This window comes from Streptomyces sp. NBC_01445, from assembly GCF_035918235.1.
Taxonomy (GTDB): Bacteria; Actinomycetota; Actinomycetes; order Streptomycetales; family Streptomycetaceae; genus Streptomyces.
Window position 1 is genome coordinate 9,244,661 of sequence record NZ_CP109485.1, and the last position, 19,719, is coordinate 9,264,379.

General features: G+C 70.6%; 18 protein-coding genes. 5 read left to right on the forward strand and 13 right to left on the reverse strand.

All coding sequences use genetic code 11. The annotated features are described in order from the left end of the window. Nucleotides 1-11: 11 nt before the first annotated feature. The 3 genes from OG574_RS42145 to OG574_RS42155 form a co-directional block, all read right to left on the reverse strand. Nucleotides 12-1,325, reverse strand: coding sequence for an aldehyde dehydrogenase family protein (locus OG574_RS42145; protein ID WP_326777518.1), 1,314 nt, complete (start codon nucleotides 1,323-1,325; stop codon nucleotides 12-14). Nucleotides 1,326-1,424: 99 nt separating this feature from the next. Then, nucleotides 1,425-2,042, reverse strand: a complete 618-nt coding sequence (locus OG574_RS42150; protein WP_326777519.1) for a TetR/AcrR family transcriptional regulator — start codon at nucleotides 2,040-2,042, stop codon at nucleotides 1,425-1,427. Between the two features lie 2 nt (nucleotides 2,043-2,044). Next, nucleotides 2,045-2,740 carry a type 1 glutamine amidotransferase domain-containing protein gene (locus OG574_RS42155; RefSeq protein WP_326777520.1) on the reverse strand — a complete coding sequence of 232 codons (696 nt, stop codon included), beginning with the start codon at nucleotides 2,738-2,740 and terminating at the stop codon, nucleotides 2,045-2,047. A 149-nt stretch (nucleotides 2,741-2,889) separates the two neighbouring features. Here OG574_RS42155 and OG574_RS42160 point away from each other — a divergent pair, with 149 nt between their 5' ends. Beyond that, nucleotides 2,890-3,849 (forward strand): LysR family transcriptional regulator, encoded by a 960-nt coding sequence (locus OG574_RS42160; protein WP_326777521.1) that lies wholly within the window; start codon nucleotides 2,890-2,892, stop codon nucleotides 3,847-3,849. A gap of 29 nt (nucleotides 3,850-3,878) precedes the next feature. On the opposite strand, the gene OG574_RS42165 is transcribed toward OG574_RS42160, so the two are convergent. Continuing rightward, nucleotides 3,879-4,271, reverse strand: a complete 393-nt coding sequence (locus OG574_RS42165; RefSeq protein ID WP_326777522.1) for a nuclear transport factor 2 family protein — start codon at nucleotides 4,269-4,271, stop codon at nucleotides 3,879-3,881. A gap of 71 nt (nucleotides 4,272-4,342) precedes the next feature. Here OG574_RS42165 and OG574_RS42170 point away from each other — a divergent pair, with 71 nt between their 5' ends. Continuing rightward, nucleotides 4,343-4,912 (forward strand): PadR family transcriptional regulator, encoded by a 570-nt coding sequence (locus OG574_RS42170; protein ID WP_326777523.1) that lies wholly within the window; start codon nucleotides 4,343-4,345, stop codon nucleotides 4,910-4,912. Between the two features lie 22 nt (nucleotides 4,913-4,934). Here the strand turns inward: OG574_RS42170 and OG574_RS42175 are convergent, their stop codons facing one another. Next, a complete protein-coding gene (locus OG574_RS42175) occupies nucleotides 4,935-5,534 on the reverse strand; it encodes a uridine kinase family protein (protein WP_326777524.1) in 600 nt (199 codons plus the stop codon). Between the two features lie 47 nt (nucleotides 5,535-5,581). After that, nucleotides 5,582-6,211, reverse strand: coding sequence for a hypothetical protein (locus OG574_RS42180; RefSeq protein WP_326777525.1), 630 nt, complete (start codon nucleotides 6,209-6,211; stop codon nucleotides 5,582-5,584). A 386-nt stretch (nucleotides 6,212-6,597) separates the two neighbouring features. On the opposite strand from OG574_RS42180, the gene OG574_RS42185 reads away from it, so the two are divergent. Further along, complete coding sequence (locus OG574_RS42185; protein WP_326777526.1) at nucleotides 6,598-7,092, forward strand: YceI family protein; 495 nt, start codon at nucleotides 6,598-6,600, stop codon at nucleotides 7,090-7,092. 24 nt (nucleotides 7,093-7,116) lie between these two features. Here the strand turns inward: OG574_RS42185 and OG574_RS42190 are convergent, their stop codons facing one another. Next, nucleotides 7,117-7,821, reverse strand: coding sequence for a TetR/AcrR family transcriptional regulator (locus OG574_RS42190; protein ID WP_326777527.1), 705 nt, complete (start codon nucleotides 7,819-7,821; stop codon nucleotides 7,117-7,119). 41 nt (nucleotides 7,822-7,862) lie between these two features. Then, nucleotides 7,863-9,080, reverse strand: a complete 1,218-nt coding sequence (locus tag OG574_RS42195; RefSeq protein ID WP_326777528.1) for an FAD-dependent oxidoreductase — start codon at nucleotides 9,078-9,080, stop codon at nucleotides 7,863-7,865. 172 nt (nucleotides 9,081-9,252) lie between these two features. Here OG574_RS42195 and OG574_RS42200 point away from each other — a divergent pair, with 172 nt between their 5' ends. Next, the gene (locus OG574_RS42200; RefSeq protein WP_326777529.1) at nucleotides 9,253-11,217 is read left to right on the forward strand and encodes a M13 family metallopeptidase; all 1,965 of its coding nucleotides are present in this window, start codon (nucleotides 9,253-9,255) and stop codon (nucleotides 11,215-11,217) included. A 54-nt stretch (nucleotides 11,218-11,271) separates the two neighbouring features. Here OG574_RS42200 and OG574_RS42205 read toward each other — a convergent pair whose 3' ends face one another. The 5 genes from OG574_RS42205 to OG574_RS42225 all read right to left on the reverse strand — a co-directional run bounded on the left by OG574_RS42205 (nucleotide 11,272) and on the right by OG574_RS42225 (nucleotide 18,068). Next, a complete protein-coding gene (locus OG574_RS42205; protein ID WP_442816884.1) occupies nucleotides 11,272-13,644 on the reverse strand; it encodes a glycoside hydrolase family 3 N-terminal domain-containing protein in 2,373 nt (790 codons plus the stop codon). After that, nucleotides 13,641-14,462, reverse strand: coding sequence for a carbohydrate ABC transporter permease (locus OG574_RS42210; RefSeq protein ID WP_326777530.1), 822 nt, complete (start codon nucleotides 14,460-14,462; stop codon nucleotides 13,641-13,643). The genes OG574_RS42205 and OG574_RS42210 overlap by 4 nt, the downstream gene beginning before the upstream one ends. Beyond that, nucleotides 14,459-15,394: a carbohydrate ABC transporter permease gene (locus OG574_RS42215; RefSeq protein ID WP_326777531.1), complete on the reverse strand. Its 936-nt coding sequence runs from the start codon at nucleotides 15,392-15,394 to the stop codon at nucleotides 14,459-14,461. Before OG574_RS42215 ends, OG574_RS42210 begins: the two co-directional genes overlap by 4 nt. 14 nt (nucleotides 15,395-15,408) lie before the next feature. After that, a complete protein-coding gene (locus tag OG574_RS42220; RefSeq protein ID WP_326777532.1) occupies nucleotides 15,409-16,719 on the reverse strand; it encodes an ABC transporter substrate-binding protein in 1,311 nt (436 codons plus the stop codon). Nucleotides 16,720-17,006: 287 nt separating this feature from the next. Further along, nucleotides 17,007-18,068: a LacI family DNA-binding transcriptional regulator gene (locus OG574_RS42225; protein ID WP_398377512.1), complete on the reverse strand. Its 1,062-nt coding sequence runs from the start codon at nucleotides 18,066-18,068 to the stop codon at nucleotides 17,007-17,009. A 158-nt stretch (nucleotides 18,069-18,226) separates the two neighbouring features. Here OG574_RS42225 and OG574_RS42230 point away from each other — a divergent pair, with 158 nt between their 5' ends. Continuing rightward, a complete protein-coding gene (locus OG574_RS42230) occupies nucleotides 18,227-19,501 on the forward strand; it encodes an FAD-binding protein (RefSeq protein ID WP_326777533.1) in 1,275 nt (424 codons plus the stop codon). Nucleotides 19,502-19,719 lie beyond the last annotated feature (218 nt).

Below are 19,719 nucleotides of genomic sequence, written 5' to 3' on the forward strand. Positions count from 1 at the left end.
GCCCGGCCGGTTCAGCCCAGCGGCACGTCGAGCCGGGCCTTGCGGTGGCTGAACGTCGCGATGGAGTGCGGGCCGTGGTAGCTGCCGAGACCGCTCTCACCGACTCCGCCGAACGGCAGCTCGGGGACGCGGAGATGGGCCATCGGCAGACCGAATCCGATGCCGCCGGAGGACGTCTCGTCGGTGAGGCGGCGCCGGGTGTCCTCGCTCGCCGTGAAGCCGTAGAGAGCGAGCGGCTTGTCGCGGTCGTTGATGAACTCGATCGCCTCGTCGAGCCCGGCGACCTCGACGATGGGCAGGACGGGGCCGAAGATCTCCTCCCGCATGACCGGCTCGTCGGGCTTCACGCCGGTGAGGACGGTCGGCGCGATGTAGGTGTCGTCACGGTCGGTCTGCCCGCCGAAGGCCGTCGTCCCGGAGCCGAGCAGCGCGGACACCCGGTCGAAGTGCCGCTCGTTGACGATGCGTCCGTACGCGTCCGAGGACTGCGGGTCGGTGCCGAACATCGCCTCGACCGCCTTGGCGAGTGCGGCGGCGAGCTCGGAGGCGGTCTCCGGGTCGGTCAGCACATAGTCGGGGGCGACACATGTCTGGCCGGCGTTGCGGAACTTGGCGCCCGCGAGGCGCTCGGCGACGCGGTTCAGATCGACGTCGCGGTCCACGAACACCGGTGACTTCCCGCCCAGTTCGAGGGTGACCGGGGTGAGGTGCTCGGCGGCGGCGCGCATGACGATGCGGCCCACCATTCCGTTGCCGGTGTAGAAGATGTGGTCCCAGCGCTGGGCGAGCAGTGCGGTGGTCTCGGGGATGCCGCCCTCGACGACGGCGACGGCCTCCTTGTCGAGGTACTCGGGCACCAGGCGGGCGATGAGCGCGGAGGTGGCCGGGGTGACCTCGCTCGGCTTGAGTACGACGGTGTTGCCGGCCGCGAGCGCGCCGACGAGCGGCACCAGCAGCAGCTGCACCGGGTAGTTCCAGGGCGCGATGATCAGGACGGTGCCGAGCGGGTCGTACTGCGTTCCGGCCGCCGATCCGTCGGGCAGACCCGCCAGGGCGCCGGACGCCACGGGCCGGGGGCGCAGCCACTCGTCGAGATGGTTCAGGGTGTGGTCGATCTCCCGTACGGGGAAGTCGATTTCGGTGGCGAAGGCGTCGGCGCGCGGCTTGTGCAGATCGGCGTACAGGGCGTCCGCGATGTCGCCACGGTGCTCGGTGAACATGGCGCGCAGCCGGGTGAGCTGCTCCTTGCGCCAGGCGAGCGGCTTGGTGCGGCCACTGGCGAAGGTGGCGCGGAGGCGGGCGACAAGGTCATCGATGTCGGTCACGAGGGGTCTCCTGCGAGGGGGTGCTCGGCGGGTGTCGAGCGGGACGTCAGAGTGGGGGAAGAACGCGGCAGTGGCCTGGGGTGGGCACAGTGTGGCCGGTCAGGCGGGATGCGTCGCGGATCCGGGCGGCGCCCCGCCGGGCGTTGTCACCCGCGAGGTGCATACGGATACGGGGCTGCCGAGGAGCCCTGCGAGCAGCGCGTCCGTGGCCGGGGTGAACAACTGCCGTGCGTCGGACACCGACTCCAGGCCGACCACCAGGGCGATGCAGATGTCGGCGGCCTCGGCGGGTTCCACGGCGGCGGGGGTGCCCGCCTCCGTGAACAGGTCGGTCAGCAGCCGGCGCAGGTCCGCGGTGAACGTGTGGCAGATGTCGGCGAACAGCCGGGCCTTCGCGTCGAGGAGCTCGGCGGAGTGCGGCGAGTCCCCGGCGAGGCGCAGGACCAGGTCGAGCTTGGCTGCCAGGACACCCCGGACGCGCTCGGCGAGGGGAGAATCCTCGGCTGCCGCCCGCCGGGCCCGCCCCAGCGCCTGCGTGTGCTGACGCTCGGCGAGCCGGCGGAAGGCGTCGTCCTTGTTCCGTACGTACTGGTAGACCGCGGACCGGGACACGCCCATGGTGGAGGCGATGTCGTCCATCGTGGTGCGCCGAACGCCGTACCTGGTCAGGCAGTCGTAGGCGGCGTCGAGGACCTCGTCGAGCCGGTCGGCGCCCATCGTCAGGCCAGCTTCTCGAGCAGCTCGGCCGCGAGCGGGGCGGCGGAGGACGGGTTCTGGCCCGTGACCAGGTTGCGGTCGACGACCGTCTTCGGGGCCCACGGCTCGCCCTCCTGGAAGTCCACGCCCGCGTTGACGAGGCGGTCCTGGAGCAGCCACTTCGCCTTGTCGGCGAAGCCGGCCTGGGTCTCCTCGGCGTTGGTGAAGGCGGTCACCTTGTACCCGGCGAAGGCGTTGGAGCCGTCGCCCTTGATCGCGGCGAGCATGGCGGCCGGGGCGTGGCAGACGATGCCGAGCGGCTTGCCCGTCTCCAGGGCGAGGGTGAGGAGCCTGCCCGAGTCGGCGTCGGCGGAGAGGTCCTCCATGGGGCCGTGGCCGCCGGGGTAGAACACCGCCGCGTAGTCGTCGAGGTTCACGTCCTCCACCTTGACCGGGTGCTGGAGTTCGCTGAAGGAGGCGAGGGCCGCGGCCACCCGGTCCGCGCCCTCCTGGCCGCCGTTGAACTCGGGCGCGAGGGAGCCCTTGTCCACGGTCGGGACGACGCCACCGGGGGTGGCCACGACGACGTCGTAACCCGCGGCCTTGAAGGATTCGTACGGGGCGACGGCCTCCTCCGCCCAGAAGCCGGTCGGGTGCAGGGTGCCGTCGGCCAGCGTCCAGTAGGTGGCGCCGGTGACTACGAAAAGGATCTTCGACATGGTGAGTGCTCCGAGGGTGCGGGCCCGCGGGCCCGGAGTACGGGTTCGGATCGCGGAAAGTCTGACGCTCTGTGCTCAGATCGTCAGTGTGTGGCGACGGCACCGACCGTAGGGCGGGTCTCCCATAGGAATCCAATAGGGTGGCCAATATGAGAAATAGGGATTCGAATGGGTCTCCGGGAATAGGCCGGACGGCGCACACGGGCCCGCTGGACCTGAATCTGCTCCGCACCTTCCTCGCGGTGTACCGGTCGGGTTCCTTCACCGCGGCCGCGCGACTCCTCGGTCTGTCACAGCCGACCGTCACCACACAGATCCGTGCGCTGGAGCGGCAGCTGGACCGCGAGCTGTTCGAGCGGCTGCCGCGCGGCGTCGCTCCCGCCCCCTTCGCCGACGAGCTCGCGTCCCGCGTGGTCGACCCGCTCGACGCCCTGTCGGCCGTCGCCGGACAGGGCGGACCCGGCACCGACGCCGCGGCCGAGCCCGTCCACCTCGCGGGACCGGCCGAGATCCTGTGCCACTGCGTCCTGCCGGCGCTGGCACCACTGGTCGAGAAGGGGGTGCGGCTGCGCGTCACCACCGGGCTGACCGACCCGCTCCTGGAGGAGCTGCGCACCGGCCGGCACGACCTCGTCATCGCCACCGCCCGGCCCCGCGGCCGCAACTTGACGTCGGTGCCTCTCGCCGACGAGGAGTTCGTCCTGGTCGCCGCGCCCGCCTGGGCGGACCGTATCGGCGGCCCGGACCGGATCGCCACCGACGGGCCCGGGATGCTGCACACCGTCCCGCTCATCACGTACGCGGAGGAACTCCCGATCGTCCGCCGGTACTGGCATCACGTCTTCGGCAGACGCCTGACCTGCAAGGCCGCCGTCACCGTGCCCGACCTGCGCGGGGTCGTGTCCGCCGTAGCGGCCGGCGCCGGGTTCAGCGTGCTGCCCCGCTACCTGTGCCGCGAACTGCTCGCGGCGGGTGCTCTCGTCCTCCTCCACGACCCGGAGGACCCGCCCTTCAACACCGGTTACGTCGTCCAGCGCCCCGGAACGCCGGACAACCCGCACATCGCCCTCGTCCGCGACCAGCTCCTGGAGGCCGGCCGGGGCTGGTAGCCCTCACCGGCCTCACAGCGGCGGCGCGGCTACGCGCCCGCGGCCTCCTGCCGGATCCGCTCGAACTGCGCTCCCATGGCCTCGGAGAGGGCCTCGGCGCCGGACAGCGGGCGCACCATGACCGTGAAGTCGTCGATGAGCCCGTCCTCGTCGAGGTGGATGAAGTCGCAGCCGTTGACCTCCCGGTCGCCGACGCGGGTGACGAAGACCAGGGCGTGGTCGCGTCCGTCGGCGCTGCTGATCTCCCGTACGTAGCGGAAGTCTTCGAAGACCCGCATGACGCCCCGGAGGATCGCGGCGGTCATCGCCCTGCCGGGGTACGGGTGGAAGGCGACCGGACTGGTGAACACGACGTTCTCGGCGAGGAGGGCCTCGACGGCGTCGGGGTCGTTCGCTTCCACGGCCTTGCGGAATGCCTTCATGCGCGCGCTCCATAGTCAATTTGTTGAATAGGTGCGGCCGAGATTAATCGTGCAAGTGTTAGCGTGTCCAGATGTCTCTGAAGCACGCGGTCCTCGCGGCTCTCCTGGAGGGCGAGGCGTCCGGGTACGACCTGGCCAAGGTGTTCGACGTGGCGGTGGCCAACTTCTGGTCCGCGACCCCGCAGCAGCTCTACCGCGAACTGGAGCGCCTCGCCGGGGACGGCCTGGTCGAGGCGCGGGTCGTGCCGCAGGAACGCAGGCCGAACAAGCGGATGTTCACGCTCACCGACGCGGGACGTGCCGCCCTGGACGACTTCGCCGTCGCCCCGCCGAGGCCCACCGCCATCCGCGACGAACTCATGGTCAAGATCCAGGCTTCGGACGGCGCGGACCCGGACGCCGTACGCGCGCTCGTCGAGGAGCGCATGGGATGGGCGCGCGGCAAGCTGGCCCGCTACGAACGCCTCAGGGAGCGGCTCCTCGACGGGCGCGACGAGGACACGTACCTGCGCGACGCCGAGCGCATCGGCCCGTACCTGACGTTGATGCGCGGCCGCTCCTTCGAGGAGGAGAACCTCCGGTGGGGCGAGCGTGTCCTGGACATCCTGGCGCGTCGCACGTCACGGGCCGGCCGATCCTGAACTCCCTTACGGGGGTGGGTGGTTACTGCAGTCGCAGGTAGGTGTGCGCCGGATCGGCGGGCGCGGTGCGCGGGTTGCCGTCGACCACCACGTCGGCCCGCTCCCGGGTCCCGTCCTGGGCGAAGTGCTCGTCCTCCGCGGCCATCCACGCACGCCACTGCGGCAGCGCGTCCTCACCGTCACGGGCCAGGCCCCTGCGCAGACGCACCGTCCGACCCGTCTCGACCCACACGGCGCAGGCGAGACGGTCGGCGACGGCTCGGCGCGCCGTCGACACACCTTCGAGGACGAGGGCGTGGCCGACGGGAACCTCGTGCCACTCGGCGAGTTCGCGCCGCACCCAGTCGTAGCGCTGGAACCGGCCGGCCACCCCGCTCCCCAACGGCTGGAGCACCTGCTCCTCGAGGCGGGGCCACCAGCCCAACGGGTCGTCCCACGAGGCGAAGTCGTCCGTGTGCACGATCCGCGCGCTGCCGAGTGCCCCGGCCAGGCGCTCGGCGAACGTGCTCTTGCCCGCCCCCGACGGGCCGTCGACGGCGACGAGCCTGACCGGTCCGCACCGCGGTGGCGCCGCCCGGATGCGGGCCGCCAGTGCCGTGTACGTCTCAGGGGTGGGTTCCATGAGGGTGCACGATAGCGGTGGCTGTTCCACCCGGCGTCCGCCAAGTCTCAGGCGTTCGCCGGTGCGTCCTTCTTGCCGGCGGCGTCATCGGCGGTGGCGGGCGCCGGAAGGGCGGTGTAGAACACGGACTTGTTCTGCTTGGTGCGCTCGGCCTGACCGCGGGCGACGAGGGATTCGAGGGTGTTGCGCACGACCGTGCCGCCGGCCTTGCGCTCCGGGTGGGTCCCGGCGAGCGTCGTGGTGACCTCGGCGGCCGAACGCGGCTCGGTGCTCGTGGTGATGAGGTTCAGGACGAGTTCCCGCAGGGTGGGGGTACCGGGTGTGCGGGGCTGCGCGACGGTGGGTGCCTTCTTCGCGGTGTCCTTCTTGCCGGCCGCCTTCTTCGCGCGCTGCTTGGGTGCCGCGCTCTCACCCTTCGGCTTGCGTGCCTTGGGGAGTTCGACGGGAGGCGCCGCCTTCGGCGCGACCGGTGCCTCCTCGGCCACCGCTGCGGTGCCTTGGCCTGAGAGCGCCTCGCGCATCCCCACCAGCAGGGTGCGGTCGTGGTCCAGCGTCTGGAGCTGCTCCTGAAGCGCGGCCAACTCGGCGGCGACGCGCTCCTGTTCCTTGGCGTTGCGCTCGATGTCGGCCTCCACCTGGGCGGAGTACTGGGACTTGAGCGTGTTGCTGTCCGACATGACTGCCCGCTTCCTGTTGCTGTGGGGCTGTGTGTGTTGGTGCCGAAGGGTACTCACACCACACACACTTGTGCACGGTTCTTCGGTGCATTGCCCCTGCGCAGTGTTGATGGGATGGCACGATGTACGGCTGCGCGGGGCCATTCGAGGGGTGTCGGAAGAGGTGTGCGGAACACCAACACCCCTACGTGGGATGGCAGTTGGTCGCACCGGATGGGCATGGCACCTGCGCGATGGACGTCAGGAGTGACATTTGTACCGGTCGGGTGACGACATCTCGCTCTGCCGCGTGCCGCCCGCCGCCGGACATGCTGAGGTCAGCCGTCGAAGTGGCGGCGACGAGACCGATGGAGGTCATGGTGGCATCGCGAGTGGGAGAGCACCCTGTGCCGGAGAGAGGCACGTACGAGATCGATCCGGCGGCGTCGAGCGTGAACTTCCGTATGCGCACGGTCTTCGGGCTGTTCCCGGTGCGGGGCAGCTTCCGGATCACGCGGGGACGGATCGAGGTGGCCGGACCTGTCGAGAAGTCCACAGTGGACGTCAGGATCGGAGCGCACACGTTCGAGTCGGGTGTGGCGCGCCGCGACGAACACGTCAGGTCGGCCGACTACCTCGACGCGGCCACCCACCCCGAGATCGCGTATCGCGCTGACGGTGTCGAGGTGGGATCCAACGGGCCGGTCCTGACAGGGGAGTTGACTGTCATGGGCGTCAGCCGGCCGGTCGACGTCACCGTGGAGAGTGTGGCCGTCGAGGGCCGCAGGCTGACGGTCGTGGGGTCGGCCGTCGTCGACCGGTACGCGTTCGGTGTGACCACCGCGAAGGGCATGACCGGCCGCCGGCTGACCGTGCGCCTGGACATCAGGGCGACGCGTTGACCTGCCGCGACACCGGGTGGGGGGTCACGGAGTGTCGGCGCTGGACGGCCTGGGTGTGTGCGGCATCCCGTTGAGCAGCACCCGCAGGCCCCAGCCCAGGCGGGCCTGGCCCGGCCCGGACAGCAGTTCGTCGCCCAGCGCGGCGAGGCGCGGGTGGCTCGTGGCGGACACGTCGTGCAGCGCGGTGGTCAGGGCGTCCCAGTCGCCCTGGGCGTCCTCGTCCCGGTCGCGGGTGGACTGTTCGGCCGCGGTCGAAGTGGCGTACTGCAGAAGAGCGTCCACGCCCCACGCGGCCTGCCCGTCCGGGACACCACCCTCGGCGAGCAGCGCGAGAAGGGCTTCGAGCAGGTCGAGGTAGTGCTCGCCCGAGGGCATCGCCACGAGTGCCGACCGGGCGAGGCTCGGATGCTCGAACAGCACGGCGGTGTACGAGAACAGGATCCGCACCAGACGGTCCTGCCAGTCGCCCGCAGCGGTGGCAGGGGAGAGGTCGACCTCGCCGAGCAGCTCGTCCAGGATGGCCGCGTGCAGCTCGGCGGTGTTGCGCACGTACACGTAGAGCGAGGCCGGGCCCGTGTCGAGCTCCTGCGCAAGGCGGCGCATGGTGACGCGCTTGAGGCCTTCGTCGCGCATGATCGTGACCGCGGCCGCGACGATGCCGTCCCGGGTCAGGGCGGGCTTGGCCGGGCGCTCTCGGCGGCTGCGGGGTGCTGCGGGCTGGGGGGACACGTGCTCACCGTAACGAGCCGGGTTCGTGACGAACAAGTTCGTCACGAACCTGTTCCCACGGTCTGCGCCGCATCTCCCACCGTCTCTGCCTTCTCTCCCGCGGCTTCCGCCTCCTCGCGGAACGACGCGAACATGTCGAGCAGGCCCTGCGGTGCGTCGGGGCTGAAGATGACGTCGAGGTTGTCGGCGGAACCGGCCGCGGCGTGCTCGCTCCGGGGGAAGAGCGCCTCCTCGTAGACGGCGAGGGCCTTCTCGGTCTCGCCCGGGTGCGCCAGGATCGCGGCGGCCAGCTCGGCGCCGTCGAGCATCGCCAGGTTGGCGCCCTCGCCGGCGAACGGGGACATCAGGTGGGCGGCGTCGCCCAGCAGGGTCACCCCCGGGGCCCGGTCCCACCGGTGTCCGACGGGCAGGGCGTGGATGGGCCGCGGGACGAGAGCGCCGTCGGCGTCGCCGATGAGTCCGCGCAAGGCCTCGTCCCAGCCGTCGAAGGACGTGAGGATACGGGCCTTGGCCGCCTCGGTGTCGGCGAAGTCGATGCCGCTGGTGGTGAACCAGTCGGAGGGCACCCGCAGCGCGCAGTAGACGTGGATCCGGCCGTCGCTCTCCCGGTGGGTGAGGAAGCCCTTCTCGTCCCCGAGCGCGAACAGCGCTCCGCCGCCGACGACAGCGGCACTCTCCGGGTGAAGAGTGTCCGCGTCGTCGAGGTACGCCTCGACGAACGAGATGCCGGAGTAGGCGGGGCGGGCGTCGGAGAGCAGCGGGCGGACCTTGGACCAGGCGCCGTCGGCGCCGACGAGCAGGTCGGTGGTGAACGTCTCGCCGGACGCGAGCGTCACCTCGTGGCGGCCCCCGGTCAGCGGGCGGGCGCCGGTGACCTTGGCGCGCCAGCGGATGGTGCCCTCGGGCAGAGAGGCGAGCAGCATGTCGCGCAGATCGTGGCGGTTGACCTCCGGCCGGCCGTCGGTGCCGCCGTTGTCGGACTCCTCCATGCGGACGGTGCCGTGCTGGTCCAGGATCCGCATGGACTCGCCGCCCGGGTGGATGGCGGCCACGAACTCCTCGTGGAGACCCGCGGCGCGCAGCGCGGCCTGGCCGGACTCCACGTGCATGTCGAGCATGCCGCCCTGGGGACGGGCGGCGGCCGAGGCCTCCAGGTCGTAGACGGCCGCTTCGACGCCGCCGAGGTGCAGAACGCGCGCGAGGACGAGGCCGCCGAGACCTCCGCCGACGATCGCGATGGGGTGGTGGGTGGTGGTCATGGCGTGCTCCTTCAGGTGGAGTGGCGCCCGCCGTTCCGGGAGCCGCTCCACCAAGGTAACGAACATGTTCGTGACGAACAAGTTTCTAACGAACATGTTCGTAAAATCCCGTGACAGTCCCGGCCCGGGGGATTACGAAACGTCCCGGCCGCACCTCGCATAAGCTGCGTCGATGAGCATTCTTGATGACGCCCGCCCGGGTATGAACCCCGAGATCCGGCCGCAGGACGACCTGTTCGGCCACGTCAACGGCCACTGGCTGGACACCGAGCCGATCCCCGAGGACCGCTCGAGCTGGGGCCCCTTCGTGCAGCTCGCCGACACCGCCGAGGAGCAGGTCAAGGCGATCATCGAGGAACTCGCGGCGGGGGCCGAGTCGACCTCGGCCGACACCGGTGAGGCACGCAAGATCGCCGCGCTCTACGCCTCCTTCATGGACGAGCGGGCCATCGAGGCGCTCGGGCTCGCGCCGGCGCGCCCGCTGATCGACGAGGTCGACGCCATCGCCGACCTCCGGGGCCTCGCGACGTTCCTCGGCCGCTTCGAGCGCGTCGGCGGCTCCGGCCTCTTCGGGTCGTACGTCGACACCGACGACCGCAACTCCGACCGCTACCTCGTCAACGTCGTGCAGGGCGGCCTCGGCCTGCCGGACGAGTCGTACTACCGCGACGACAAGTTCGCCGAGATCCGCGACAAGTACGTCACCTATCTCACCGATCTTCTGACGCTCGCCGAGCACGCCGACCCCGCGGCCGCCGCGCGCACGGTTCTCGCCATCGAGACCAAGCTGGCCGCGGGCCACTGGGAGCGGGCCGAGACGCGTGACGTGCAGAAGACGTACAACCTCACCGCGCTCGACGAACTCAAGGCACTGGCGCCGGAGTTCGACTGGCACGGCTACACCGCCGGGATCGGCGGCACCGACGCGACCATCGCCGAGACCTGCGTCCGGCAGCCGTCGTACTTCGCCCATCTCTCCCAGGTCCTGACCGAGTTCCCGATCGAGCAGTGGCGCGACTGGGTGCTGGTGCGCGTGCTGCGCGCCTCGGCGCCGTACCTCTCGGACGCGTTCGTCCAGAACAACTTCGACTTCTACGGGCGCACGCTCAACGGCACCCCGGAGCTGCGCGCCCGCTGGAAGCGCGCCGTCGCGCTCGTCGAGGGCGCGATGGGCGAGGCCGTCGGCAAGGAGTACGTGGCCCGGCACTTCCCGCCGGCGTCCAAGGCGCTGATGGACGAGCTCGTCGCCAACCTCCTCGAGGCCTACCGCCAGTCGATCGCCCAGCTCGACTGGATGACCGACGAGACGAAGGAGCGGGCGTACGAGAAGCTCGCCACGTTCCGCCCCAAGATCGGCTACCCGGACAAGTTCCGCGACTACTCCAAGCTCCAGGTCGCCGCGGACGACCTGCTCGCCAACGCGCAGGCGGCCGCGGCGTTCGAGACGGACCGCGAGCTCGCCAAGATCGGCTCGCCGGTCGACCGCGACGAGTGGTTCATGCTGCCGCAGACGGTGAACGCGTACTACAACCCGGGCACCAACGAGATCTGCTTCCCCGCGGGCATCCTGCAGAAGCCGTTCTTCGCGCCCGACGCCGACCCGGCCGAGAACTACGGCGGCATCGGCTCCGTGATCGGCCACGAGATCGGCCACGGCTTCGACGACCAGGGCGCCCAGTACGACGGCGCGGGAAACCTCAACGACTGGTGGACCGCGTCCGACAAGACGTCCTTCGAGGCCAAGTCGAAGGCCCTCATCGAGCAGTACGACGGCTTCTCGCCGCGCAACCTGCCCGGCGAGTCCGTCAACGGCGCGCTCACCGTCGGCGAGAACATCGGCGACCTCGGCGGCCTGACCATCGGCCACAAGGCGTACGTCATCTCGCTCGGCGACACCCCGTCGCCGGAGCACGAGGCCACCACCGGTTCCCAGCGCCTGTTCCTCAACTGGGCCTACTGCTGGCGCACCAAGCGGCGCAAGGAGCAGGAGCAGCAGTACCTGACCATCGACCCGCACTCGCCGCCGGAGTTCCGCGCGAACATCGTGCGCAACCTCGACGAGTTCCACGACGCGTTCAACACGTCGGACAGCGACGGCCTGTGGCTCGACCCGGCGGACCGCGTGCGCATCTGGTAGCGCGCCGGTGACGCGTGGCCCGTACCTTTCTGGAAGGTACGGGCCACGGCTGTTTCATCGCGTGGTGACGCCGAAATCGGCGTGCAGCCTGCGGGCGTGGTCCACCGCCCGCACAGGTCCGGTGAGCGTCACCTTCGCGGTCAGCCGGAGGTCGGTGCTGGACGCGCCGAGCCGCAGTTCCAGCTCGCCCGGTTCGACGATCCGCCGCCCGTCCCGCCCGGTGAACGACGCGAGGTCCGCGGGCACCGTCACCCGGACCCGCGCGGCCTGCCCGGGCGCGAGTGCCAGGCGCACGAACCCGATCAGCCGCTGGACGGGCTGCACGACCGAGGCGACCGGGTCGTGCAGATAGAGCTGCGCGACCTCGGTGCCGTCACGGTCGCCCGAGTTCCTTACGGTGAAGCCGAGTTCGGCCTCGCCGTCCGTCCTGACCGTCGCGCGCTCCACGGTGAGATCGGACCAGTCGAACGACGTGTACGTCAGGCCGTGCCCGAAGCCGAACGCCGGTGTCGGGTCGATGTTCGACACCTCGTTGACCTGCCCGAGCCGCGCCGCCAGATACGTGGACGGCTGGGCCCCCGGGCCGTTCGGGATGCTGACGGGCAGCCGTCCGGACGGGGCGACCCGACCGCTGAGCACACCGGCGATGGCGGGCGTGCCCTCCTCGCCGGGGAAGAACGACTGGACGACGGCGCCCGACTCCCGTACCGCACGTCCGAGCGCGTACGGGCGTCCCGCCAGGAGTGTCAGCACGACCGGTGTGCCGGTGTCCAGGAGCGTGTTCAGGAGCTGCTCCTGCACGCCCGGCAGCGCGAGCGAGTCCGCGTCGCAGCCCTCGCCGCTGGTGCCGCGGCCGAAGAGCCCGGCGCGGTCGCCGAGCGCGAGGACGACGACGTCGGCGCCACGGGCCAGCTCCACGGCCTCGGCGAAGCCGCCGGTGCCGGTGTCGTCGATGCCGCACCCGGGCGCGGTGACGACCTCGCTGTCGGGAAACTCGGTCCTCAACGCCTCGACCAGGGTGGGCAGTTCGATCCCGGCCGGTATCTCGGGGTGCCGGGCGCCCACGTGCACCGGGAACGCGTAGCAGCCGAGAACGGCCGTCGCGGTGTCGGCGGTCGGGCCGACGACCGCGATCCTGGCGGGCCGGGTCAGGGGGAGTGTGCCGTCGTTGCGGAGCAGGACGACGGCCTGCTCGGCGACCTCCCGGGCGAGGGCGCGGCGGTCCGTGGTGTCCAGGACCACGGTTCCGCGCAGCGCCTGCGGGTCCCCGAGGTCCGCGCCGGCCAGCGCCTGCGGCACCGCGTCCCATCCGGCGTCGAGGAGGCCCAGCTGTGCCTTCTGCACGAGCACACGGCGCAGGGCGCGGTCCACGACGGCCTCGGACACCCGACCGTCCGCGACCGCGTCGAGAAGCGGCTGCCCGAACGCCTTGACGGTGGGCAGTTCCACGTCCACGCCCGCCGTCAGCGCGGCGCCGGCGGCCTCACCCCAAGTCGCGGCGACACCGTGCAGGGTCTTGAGGAACCCGACGCCGAAGTAGTCCGCCACCACGGTCCCCGTGAAGCCCCAGGTGTCCCGCAACAGCACGGTGAGCAGCTGCTCGTCGGCTGCCGACGGGACGCCGTCCGTGTCGGTGTAGGCGTGCATCACCGAGCGGGCGCCGCCCTCGCGCAGCGCCATCTCGAACGGCGGCAGCATCACATCGGCACGCTCCCTGGGCCCCATGCCGACGGGCGCGAGGTTGCGTCCCGCGCGGGAGGCGGAGTAGCCCACGAAGTGCTTCAAGGTGGCGACGATCCCCGCGGATTCAAGGCCCTGGACGTAGGCGGTGCCGAGCGTCCCGACGAGGTACGGATCCTCGCCGATGGTCTCCTCGACGCGGCCCCACCGTGCGTCGCGCACGACGTCGAGCACGGGGGCGAGGCCCTGGTGCACACCCACCGAGCGCATGTCCTGCCCGATGGCCCGGGCCATGCGCCGTACCAGCGCCGGATCGAACGTCGCGCCCCACGAGAGCGGGACGGGATAGGCGGTCGCACCCCAGGCGGCGAAGCCCGCGAGGCACTCCTCGTGGGCGACGGCCGGAATGCCGAAGCGGTTGCCCGCGGCGATGCGGCGCTGGGTGCGCAGCAGCGACAGCGCGCCGAGGGCGGGGTCGACGGGGGCGGTGCCGAAGGGCCTGGTGAGCTGCCCGAGCCCCCGCGGCAGCAGCGCCTCGAGGTCGACCGGCTCCTCCATCTCATGCTGGTACGGGGCGACTTCGCCGCCCTCGTCGGACGCCCCGACCCAGACGCCGAACAGCTGGGCGACCTTCTCCTGGAGGGTCATCTCGGCAATGAGGGCGTCGGCGCGCGTCTCGTGGTCGAGGGTCGTGTCGCGCCACAGGGGCGTGGTGGAGTCTGTCGTTACGGCCACGATGTGGGTCACTTTCCTCCCACGCCCATGAGCCCCTGGACCAGGGTGCGCCGGGCGAACAGGTAGACGAGCAGGACGGGCACCATGGACAGGACCACGGCGGCCAGCAGCCCCGGGACGTTGATGCCGTACTGGGTGCGGAAGTTGTAGAGCCCCAAGGTGATCACCTTGGTGGAGTCGGACTGGGTGAGCACCAGGGGGAACAGGAAGCCGTTCCACGCCTGGAGGGCGGAGAAGACCGCGATCGTGGCGAGCCCGCCCCGCGACAGCGGGAGTACGAGCTGACCGAACACCCGCCACGAGGAGGCGCCGTCGATGGCCATCGCCTCGTACAGGTCCGGGGTGATGTCGCGCATCACGCCGGTCAGGACCAGGGCGCACATGGGGAGCGAGAAGGCCGCGGTCGGCAGGATGACGCCGATGAGGTTGTCGTAGAGCCCCGCCTTGCTGATGACGTAGAACATCGGCACGATCACCGCCTGCGCGGGGATGGCGAGACCGAGCAGGAAGAGGCGGAAGACGGCGGTCGTGACGCGGCCGCGGCTGCGGACGATGGTGTACGACAGCGGCGGCACCACCACGAGGACGATGGCGACCACGCACACGGTCACGATCACCGTGTTGAGGAAGTACCGGCCGAAGCCGGTGGAGAAGTCGTCGACGTAGTTGTGCAGCGTGAAGTGCCGCGGCAGGCTCAGCGGACCGCTCGCGCCGTAGTCCGCGCGTGATTGTACGGACGCCGAGACCAGGACGTAGAGCGGTGCGCCGACGACGAGCAGCCAGACCACGGAGCCCAGGCCGGCCAGGTAGTTGGGGCGTTGCTTGCTCACAGGCCCTCCACCGAGCTGCGCATCTTGTCGTACCCCGAGACCCGTACGACGACGAGCGAGATGACCGTAGCGACCACCACCAGGAGCAGCGCGATGGCCGATCCCGCGCCGAAGTCGAAGCTCTTGAAGGCCTTTTGGTACATGTAGTAGGCGCTGATGGTGGTGTCCGTGCCCGGGCCGCCCTGGGTCAGGATCAGGACGGTGTCGAACGTGGTGAGGCCGCCGACGACCATCAGGATCATCGACGTGATCATGGTGTTGCGCAGTTGCGGCAGCGTGATGTGGAAGAACTGGCGCACCGTGCCCGCCCCGTCGATCTGCGCCGCCTGGTAAAGGACTTGGGGGATGGCCCGCGCCGCGCCCTGGTAGATCAGGGTGTGGAACGGGGTGAACTGCCAGGCGCCCACGAAGACGAGCACCCCGATGGCCCCGCTCTGCATACCGAGCAGATTGCCGTCGCCGAACAGCCACTTGGCCTGCGACGGCACACCGAAGTTGGGGTCGAGCAGGGTGCGCCACAGGACGGAGACCGCGGTGGCGGACAGCAGCAGCGGGACGAAGTAGATCGCGGACAGGATCGCGCGGTTGCGCTGGCGGCCTGCCGCCCAGACGCCGAGCAGGATGCTCAGCGGCGTCTGGACGAGCACGCCGAGGACGGTGATCAGCACGCTCAGCCAGAGGCTGTTGAGCATCACCGGGTCGTCGAAGAGCTTGGTCCAGTTGTCGAGCCCGGCGAACCGGGGCGCGCCCAGGCCGTTCCAGCTCGTGAACGACAGCACGGCGACCAGGACGAGCGGGACGACGGCGAACAGGACGAAGAACGCGGTGGCGGGCAGCGCCCAGGCGAAGCCCGGGCGCCCCACGCCGGCTGTGCGCCGCTGCGCGGGCCGCCGTTCGGCGACGACAGCGGCCTTGGTGACGGTGGTGGTCATCTCGGTACCAGGTCTCACGCGGTGGGCAAGGCCTGCATGGCCTTGATGAAGCCGTCGGTGTCGAGCCCGCCGTTGAAGAACTGCTGGACCGCCTGGTGCATGGGCGTCGAGGCGGACTGGGGGTAGGCCTGGTCCCACGAGAGCTGGAACGACGGGGCCTTCTTCACGAGGTCGAACTGGTACTTCGAGTACGCCGGGCTCGCGGAGGCGCCGAGGAACTTCTCCGTGTTGGTCGTGGTCGGCAGGTTGCCGATGCCCAGCTGCGCCTTCACGAACTCGTCGGAGTACTGGAGCTTCAGGAACGCGGCGACGGCCTCAGGATGCTTCGTCTTCTTCATCACGGAGTAGAAGTTGTTGGTGTTGCCGACGAGGTTGCCGGCGTCGCCCGTGCCGCCCGCGACCGTCGGGAACGAGGAGTAGCCGAGGTCCTTCTTGGCGAACGCGGGGTGGGAGTCCTGCTGGGTCGAGTACTCCCACGAACCCATGAGCTCGAAGCCGGCCTTGCCGCTGGCGAGCAGCGTGGGCGAGCCCTGGTCGGTGAACTTGACCGAGTCGTAGTTGGTGCCGAAGGCGCCCGCGTCGACGAGCTTCCTGATCATGCCCAGCGCCTTCTTGCTGCCCGCGCTCTCCCAGGCGCTCTTGTCACCGCCGAGCGCCTTCTGGAAGACCTCCGGGCCGGCGACACGGTCGTAGAGGTACTCGAACCACATCAGCGTCGGCCACTGGTCGCCGCCGCCGAGCGCGATCGGGGTGACGCCCTTGGCCTTCAGCGCCTTCACCGCGCCGAGCAGGTCGTCCCAGGTCTTGGGCGGCGTGACACCGGCGTCGGCCAGCACCTTCTTGTTGTTGAAGAGCAGCACCGGCTGCGTGCCGCGCATCGGGACGCCGTAGGGCTTGCCGTTCACCGACGCGCTGTCGAAGACCGACGGCAGGAAGCTGGACTTGAGGGCCGGGTCGTCCTTGATGAAGTCGTCGAGCGGCAGCAGGAGGTCGGCGTCGACGAAGGGCTTGATGCTGCCGCCGCCCCAGTTGAAGAAGACATCCGGGGCCTGCGGGGTGCTGATGATGGTCTGCAGCTTCTGCTGGTAGTCGGCGCCGGGGATGGTGTCCAGGACCGCCTTGACCTTCGACGTCTTGTTGAAGGTGGCGACGAGTTGTTTCTCGACCTTGTTGGCCGCGTCCCCGTACACCAGCACGTGGATCTTGTCGGAGTCCCCGCCGCCCGCCGAGTCGGAGGAGCCGCCGCCACAGGCCGACAGGGTCAGACCGAGGGCGAGCGCCACGCCTCCGGCGACAGCGCGGGAGATCCGTGCGGGTGTCTTCATCTTTGAAGCCTCTCGAAAGTGTCGGTCAAGAGAGCGAAATATGCTGGGCGGTGTGACGCTAAGGCGCGCCGAACGGGCGGTCAACCCTCGGCGGACGGGTTTCCGAAGCGTTATCGGTTCGGGCGCCTGGCGCAGGGCGGGCCTTGTGGCGAAAGGGCACGACGGGGCGGCGGTCCGGTTCGGGCCGTCGAAGAGCGCGCGGACCATGCGCGCCGACAGTTTCGAAGATCGCCGCAGGGCGTGATGGCCAATAGCCGTGGTGGCGTGGTGGCGAGGTGGAGCGAGGGCTATCGCTCGGCGGGCGCCGCCGTGCTGCTCCGCACGACGAGGCTGGTCGCCAGGTCCATGCGCAGCGTGGCGGGCTTCTTGCCCCGTGCCAGGTCGAGGGTCAGCCGTGCCGCCGCCTCGGCCATCTCGACCAGGGGCTGGCGGACGGTGGTCAGCGGCGGACCGACCCAGCGGGCCAGGGGCAGATCGTCGAAGCCCACCACGCTGACGTCGTCCGGGATCCGCAGGCCCATTTCACGGGCCGCCTCGTAGAGGCCGAGCGCCTGGAGGTCGTTGCCGGCGAACACCGCGGTCGGCCGGTCCGGCAGGCCGAGCAGTTCGAGACCGGCCGCGTGACCGGACTCGTGGTGGAAGGTCCCCTCGCGGATCAGCGCCGGGTCGAAGGCGACCCCGGCCGTCTCCAGGGCCGCCCGATAGCCGTCGATCCGGGCACGGCTGCACATCATCCCCGCCGGGCCGGCGATCACACCGATCCGGCGATGACCCAGCTCCAGCAGGTGCCGCGTGGCGGCGAGCCCGCCCTGCCAGTTCGTGGCGCCGATCGCGGGCACGTCGTCACCGGGGTCGCCCGCCGGGTCCATCACCACGAACGGGATGTCACGGCTGGTGAGCTGCGCCCGCTGAGCGGCGTCGAGCCCGGACAGGACGAGGATCACGCCGGTGGGACGGCGGGCGAGAACGCCGTCGACCCAGGACTGGCCGATGCTGAGCTGCCCGGCGTGCTCGGACAGGACCAGGCTGAGCCCCTCCTCGCGGGCCACGTTCTCGACCCCGCGGATCACCTCCATCGACCAGGAGCTGTCCAGCTCGTGGAAGACCAGTTCAAGGAGGGGGATGGCCGTGGTGTTGGCCCTGCGGCGCTGGTAGCCGTGGCGGCGGAGCAGTTCCTCGACCCGCTCGCGGGTGGCCGGAGCGACATCGGCCCGGCCGTTGAGGACCTTCGAAACAGTCGGAGCGGAGACTCCCGCCTCGCGGGCGATCTCAGCAAGCGTCGCCGTGCCGGCCCCGGAAGGCTCCTGGGACGCCGACGTCTGCTTCTTCTGCACCGTTGAGGAGTTCACGGTACGGATCGTAACTTCATGGGGGTGAGACGAGGCAAGGGGATCAACGCACCCCCAGCAGCCTTGACGCACCGGCAAGATCCTTCTAGATTTTCGCAACATGCGTCTTCAGCGTCGAAATAGTTGAACGCGAACACCCCTTGAGGACGGACATGCGGATGCCCGCGACCGATACACCACTGCGGAACTGGGCGGGAAACGTCACCTTCGGCGCTGCGCGGGTCCACCGTCCGACGTCGGAGGCCGAGCTGAGCCGGACCGTCGCCTCCGCCGAGAAGGTACGGGTCCTCGGCAGCGGACACTCCTTCAACCGCATCGCGGACACGGACGGCGACCTCGTACTCCTGGACCGGCTCGCGCGCCGGGTGCGGGTGTCCGAGGACCGCGCCACCGTGAGCGTCTCGGCCGGCATGCGGTACGCGGAGGTCGCCTCGGCGCTCCAGGCGCAGGGCCTCGCTCTCGCCAACCTGGCGTCGCTGCCGCACATCTCGGTCGCGGGATCGTGCGCCACCGGCACGCACGGTTCAGGGGACTCGCTGCGGGGTCTGGCCACCGCAGTGACCGGGATCGAGCTGATCGGCCCCGACGGCACGCGGACGACGCTGGACCGCGCCTCCGACCCGGACCGCTTCCCCGGCGCCGTGGTCAACCTGGGCGCTCTCGGTGTCGTCGTCGGCATGACACTCGCCGTGGAACCCGCCTTCGACGTCGCCCAGTGGGTGTACGACGACGTGCCGCTGGACCGCATCGCCGAGGACTTCGACACCGTGTTCGGCGCCGCGTACAGCGTCAGCGCGTTCACCGACTGGCGCGCGGAGACCGCCACCGTGTGGCTGAAGCGCCGCACCGACCGCCTGCCGACCGGCACCCCGGGCGACCGGTGGATGGGCGGCCTGCTCGCGGACGGCCCACGCCACCCGGTCCCCGGCATGCCACCGTCGTCCTGCACCGAGCAGCTGGGCGTCCCCGGGCCGTGGCACGAGCGCCTGCCCCACTTCCGCCCCGACTTCACCCCGAGCAACGGCGAGGAGCTCCAGTCCGAACTGCTCCTGCCGCGCGAGGCCGCGGCCGGCGCGATGGCGGCCCTGCGCGCGCTCGGAGACCGGATCGCCCCGGTACTCCTCGTCTCGGAGATCCGCACGGTCGCCGCGGACGAGCTGTGGCTCAGCCCGAGCCACGGCCGCGCATCTCTCGCCCTGCACTTCACCTGGGTGCGACGACCCGACGACGTGCTCCCCGTCATCAGCGCCATCGAGGAGCGGCTGCTGCCGCTCGGGGCGCGCCCCCACTGGGGCAAACTGACGACGGCTGCTCCCCGTACCGTCGCCGCGCTCTACGAACGAGCCCCCGACTTCCGGCGGCTACGACAAGAGCTGGACCCGGCAGGGAAGTTCAGCAACGCCTTCGTGACGGAACTCTTCGCCGGTCACTGAACGTGATCCCCTGCGGAGCACCGCAGGGCTGGTCCGTTCGGCGGCGCCCGGGTCGCTGCCCTCCGGCGCCGAACCTAGCGTTCCCACAGGCAGGGGGTATTTCTGTCTGGAGGGTCCACTGTGCGTTCCATAGGTCTCGCTTCCGCAGCGCTGTTCGGCGCCGCCGCGCTTCTGTCCGTGACTGCACCGGCGTCCGTGGCGGACGACGGTGGCGGCAC

What these genes read in the sequence shown, in the direction of transcription:
- OG574_RS42170 (WP_326777523.1), top strand. Translation starts at nt 4,343, where the DNA reads ATGTCTCTGAAGCACGCGGTCCTCGCGGCTCTCCTGGAGGGCGAGGCG.
- OG574_RS42180 (WP_326777525.1), bottom strand. Translation starts at nt 6,211, where the DNA reads ATGTCGGACAGCAACACGCTCAAGTCCCAGTACTCCGCCCAGGTGGAG.
- OG574_RS42195 (WP_326777528.1), bottom strand. Translation starts at nt 9,080, where the DNA reads ATGACCACCACCCACCACCCCATCGCGATCGTCGGCGGAGGTCTCGGC.
- OG574_RS42215 (WP_326777531.1), bottom strand. Translation starts at nt 15,394, where the DNA reads ATGACCACCACCGTCACCAAGGCCGCTGTCGTCGCCGAACGGCGGCCC.
- OG574_RS42220 (WP_326777532.1), bottom strand. Translation starts at nt 16,719, where the DNA reads ATGAAGACACCCGCACGGATCTCCCGCGCTGTCGCCGGAGGCGTGGCG.
- OG574_RS42150 (WP_326777519.1), bottom strand. Translation starts at nt 2,042, where the DNA reads ATGGGCGCCGACCGGCTCGACGAGGTCCTCGACGCCGCCTACGACTGC.
- OG574_RS42160 (WP_326777521.1), top strand. Translation starts at nt 2,890, where the DNA reads ATGAGAAATAGGGATTCGAATGGGTCTCCGGGAATAGGCCGGACGGCG.
- OG574_RS42175 (WP_326777524.1), bottom strand. Translation starts at nt 5,534, where the DNA reads ATGGAACCCACCCCTGAGACGTACACGGCACTGGCGGCCCGCATCCGG.
- OG574_RS42165 (WP_326777522.1), bottom strand. Translation starts at nt 4,271, where the DNA reads ATGAAGGCATTCCGCAAGGCCGTGGAAGCGAACGACCCCGACGCCGTC.
- OG574_RS42230 (WP_326777533.1), top strand. Translation starts at nt 18,227, where the DNA reads ATGCCCGCGACCGATACACCACTGCGGAACTGGGCGGGAAACGTCACC.
- OG574_RS42155 (WP_326777520.1), bottom strand. Translation starts at nt 2,740, where the DNA reads ATGTCGAAGATCCTTTTCGTAGTCACCGGCGCCACCTACTGGACGCTG.
- OG574_RS42200 (WP_326777529.1), top strand. Translation starts at nt 9,253, where the DNA reads ATGAGCATTCTTGATGACGCCCGCCCGGGTATGAACCCCGAGATCCGG.